At 39.4% G+C, this 241-nt stretch carries 1 pseudogene; it reads left to right on the forward strand.

The features are described from left to right. Positions 1–241: pseudogene (locus tag SH09_RS17385) on the forward strand (relaxase/mobilization nuclease domain-containing protein); the annotation flags it as partial.

The following is a 241-nucleotide window of genomic DNA, read 5'->3' on the forward strand; positions in this document are numbered from 1 at the left end:
TGCTAAAAGAAAAAGGTGTTGAAATCACGAGAGTAACGAAAAACAACGTAACGTATAGACACATTGAAGAAGATAAAAAAGTACGTGGGAATAAGTTGGGCGATTCTTATGACAAAGGAGGGATTGAAAATGGCTTTGCAATCGAGAAATTCAGACGAGAACGAGAAGAAGAACGAGAATACGATGAATATGCAGACACGTTCGAAGTTGACTGGGACGCAGTCGCAGAAAATTCAGAAGA

It is taken from the genome of Staphylococcus gallinarum, assembly GCF_000875895.1.
GTDB classification, from domain to species: Bacteria; Bacillota; Bacilli; order Staphylococcales; family Staphylococcaceae; genus Staphylococcus; species Staphylococcus gallinarum.